2 protein-coding genes and 1 pseudogene are annotated in these 3,402 nt (G+C 74.2%); 1 reads left to right on the top strand and 2 read right to left on the bottom strand.

The genetic code is table 11. The annotated features are described in order from the left end of the window. Positions 1–2: 2 nt before the first annotated feature. Positions 3–557 (bottom strand): RNA polymerase sigma factor, encoded by a 555-nt coding sequence (locus tag RYN42_RS20065; RefSeq protein ID WP_399552554.1) that lies wholly within the window; start codon positions 555–557, stop codon positions 3–5. Positions 558–742: 185 nt separating this feature from the next. On the opposite strand from RYN42_RS20065, the gene RYN42_RS20060 reads away from it, so the two are divergent. Further along, the gene (locus RYN42_RS20060; protein ID WP_315099368.1) at positions 743–2,437 is read left to right on the top strand and encodes a hypothetical protein; all 1,695 of its coding nucleotides are present in this window, start codon (positions 743–745) and stop codon (positions 2,435–2,437) included. 57 nt (positions 2,438–2,494) lie between these two features. Here the strand turns inward: RYN42_RS20060 and RYN42_RS20055 are convergent. Beyond that, positions 2,495–3,402 (bottom strand): annotated as a pseudogene (locus tag RYN42_RS20055) (chromosome partitioning protein); the annotation flags it as partial.

Below are 3,402 nucleotides of genomic sequence, written 5' to 3'. Positions count from 1 at the left end.
GGTCAGGCCTCCGCGGCCGCCCACACCTCGCGCAGCCGGGCGCGGGCGCGGCTCAGGGCGGCGTCCGCTCCCCCGCGGCCGATGCCGAGCACCGCCGCGAGCGCGTCGCCGGACACGCCCTCCCACGCGTTGAGCAGGAGGATCTCCCGGTCGCGCGGGTTGAGGGCGCCCAGCACCTCGCGCACCCTCTCCTCCTGGACCGCGCGCACGGCGGGGTCGTCGGAGTCGATCTCGTCGGGGACGTCCGCCACGGGGATCGGGCGGCCCTTGCGGCGGTGGTTGGCGACGACGAACCCCGCCGTGCGGTAGAGCCAGGGCAGCTCGGCGCCGTCGGGGACGTCCGCGCGCCGGCGCCAGGCCACGGTCAGGACGTCGGCGGCCAGGTCCTCCGCCTCGTCGCGACCTGCGCGGCGGACCACGAACCGGTGCACCGCGGTCGCGTGCTCGCGCACCAACGCCTCGAACCACGCGGCGTCGTGCGCGGTGTCGTCCGAGGGCGCGTCGCCGGGCACCAGGACGGTCTCGTGGTCCGGCGTGCTCGGTGTCCGCGACGGCACGGTGCTCCCTGGGATGGTGGTGGTCGAACGAGGTCTACACCTGCACTCTGTCGCGAGGTCGCCGGATCTTGCGACACCCGCGCGAGGAGTTTCCGGGTCGCCTGCCCGATCGGGCAGGCGGCGCTGCCCTCGCGAGCGCACGAACCGCCGTGGCGGGCAGCGCGGTCGACCGCGAGAGTGCTCCGATGCAGCCGCGGGGAGCCGTCGCCGCGAGGGTGGAGCGCCTGCCGGACCGTCGCACCGGTGCGCACCCCACGCACCCGCGCGCGCGGGGACCGTCGGGGGTGCCGGGCGAGGTGCTGGCCCTGCAGCGCACCGCGGGCAACCGCGCGGTGGTCCGAGCGCTCGGAGCGGACCGGTCGCGTCCCCCCGCGCACCGGACCCCGCCGATGCTGCAGCGCCAGCTGGAGCCGCGCAGCCGCTTCGGTGACGCGATGAAGAAGGACCGCGAGCGCACCAAGGCGATCAGGGAGGGCCGCCGGCCGGCCGGATCCGAGATCGTCTACCTGCCCGACTGGGACTTCATCACGCCGCGGACCGCGGAGAAGGCGTTCCAGCAGGCCCTCAGCGAGCTCACCCTGCTCACGGTCCCGATCCCGAGCCTGGGCGTCCGCGTGGACCTGCGCGTGTCCGGCGGTGCCGCCCTGACCCTGAAGGCCGGCTACTCGGGTGCTCTGCGCAACATCCAGGTCGGCCTCGACCTCAGGCAGGCGGCCGCCCTGCGCATCCTGGGCGCCGGTCCCAAGCGGCTGGCCCTGATGGCCCCCTTCGCCCGCCGGGTCCGTGGGCTGGCGGACCTCGACATCGGCGGGACGATCGGCCTGTCGGCCGCGCTGGGCGGCCAGATCGCGGCGGTCGCGCGAGGCGGGGGGTTCGACCTCGCGCACCTGGGCATGGGGCTCGACGCCCGCGGGTCGGCGACTGCCGGGATCCACTTCGGGGGTCGCATCGGGTTCACCGTCGACCAGGGTGCGGTGCGGTTGAGGTTCGACAAGGCGGCCCAGGCGGAGTTCGCGCTGTCCTTCGGGCTGCGCGCGTTCCTCGAGGCCGGCCTGCTCGGGTTCACGTGGCGCAAGAACTGGGACCTGGTCAACAAGAGCGTCGGCTACCGGTGGCGCAACGGCGCCACGCTCGCGCTCGCCATGGACGGTCCGCCGAGTGCCGTCGCACCGCAGATGTCGTTCGGTGACCAGCAGCTCCAGCTCGGCGACCTGGCGCGGCAGATCTTCGCGGCAGCCACCTCGGACGAGAAGCTCACGCCGCAGACGCAGCCCGCGGGCGGTGGCGGTGGAGGTGGCGGAGGAGGTGCCGGCGGCGGCGGCGGAGCAGCGGCGGTTCCCACCGGGCGCTACCCCAGCGACCCCATCCCGATGACCTGGTTCAAGTCTCCGCGCCTCTACCCTCCCTCGATCGAGGCCGCGGGACGGCGGTACTTCCTGACCGAGCCCGACTACCTCGAGGTGCCGAAGGCGCCCCGCTTCGCCGACATCCGCAGGGAGGCGCAGGACCGGGACGGCATCGACGTCGTCGAGGTCGGCATCGAGGTGAACGGGCGCAACTACCCGAAGATCGGCTCGGTGTGGCCGCGCACGCAGGTCGGCGAGGTGCGCGGTGGCCGCAAGCAGGACCAGTTCCGCCGGCTCCTGGCCCACTACGGCTACCCCTGGGGATCCTACGAGGCGGACCACGTGCGTGACCTGCAGTGGGCAGGCAGGGACGAGTACGACAACCTCTGGCCGCTCGAGCAGGCGCGCAACAACGAGGCGAACCAGGTGCTCCTCCAGCAGGTGACGTACCGCAACGCCGCCGGCCAGGTGCTCACCGTCCCGCTCGGCCAGACCCGTCCCGGCCTCTACTTCCGCATCGTCGCGATGAACTGAGCGGCCGCGCTGAGCTGAGCGGTTCGGGTGGACGCAGCGGTTCCGGAGACCTGGGCGTCAGAGCCCGTCGGCCACCGTCGCGGTCACCCGCAGCCAGGCGTCGCGGGTCGTCGTGCTCAGGGCCTCGTAGTCGATGGGGCCGCCGGCGACGAGCGCCTTGTCGTGCGGCACGTCGATGACCGCGCGGGTCAGGGCGCCGAAGTGCGAGCGCAGCCGCTTCTGCAGGTCCTTGTCGACCTTGGGCTCCGGGGCGGACAGCACGGTGACCGCGCGGCGGACCGCCTCGTCGTGACCGGTGGCGCGCAGCGCGTCGAGCGCCCAGGCGGCGGACTGCGCGGTGTCCTCGCGGACGGTCGAGACGACGACGATCTGGTCGGCGGCGCCGACGGCCGCCTGCCAGTTCGAGGCGCGCATGTTGTTGCCGGTGTCGATGACGAGCACCCGGTAGAACCGCGAGAGCACCTGGTGCAGGGCCGTGAACGAGTCCGCGTCGACCGAGGACGCCGACGCGGAGTTCTCGTCGGAGGCCAGGACGTCGAACTGCTCGGCGGGCTGCGTGCGCACGAAGCCGTCGAGGTCACCGATCCGCACGGTGCCGGCCGGGCCGAGCGCGGGCAGCGCGTTGAGCAGGTCCACGGCGGTGCGGGTGTGGTCGGCGTGCGACGAGCGCCAGCCGAGCGTGCCGCGCGTCTCGTTGTTGTCCCAGGCGAGCGTGTAGCCACCGCGCTGCAGGCCGAACGTGGCCGCCAGCAGCATGGTCGCGGTGGTCTTGTGCGCGCCGCCCTTCGGGTTGATCACGACGATCGTCTTCGGGCCGTCCAGGGTGCGGCGCACGGACGCCGCCGCGACCCGGCGTCGGCTCTCGGCCCGGCCGGGTCCCGGGGCGATGCCGCCGAACGTCACCCTGCGCACGCCGGCGCGCCAGCCGTGCTCGGCAGGACCGGTGGCCGCGACGGGGTGCCGGG

This window comes from uncultured Cellulomonas sp. (assembly GCF_963527515.1).
Lineage (GTDB): Bacteria > Actinomycetota > Actinomycetes > Actinomycetales > Cellulomonadaceae > Cellulomonas.
This window is presented reverse-complemented; position numbering and strand designations above follow the sequence as displayed.

What these genes read in the sequence shown, in the direction of transcription:
- RYN42_RS20060 (WP_315099368.1), top strand. Translation starts at nt 743, where the DNA reads ATGCAGCCGCGGGGAGCCGTCGCCGCGAGGGTGGAGCGCCTGCCGGAC.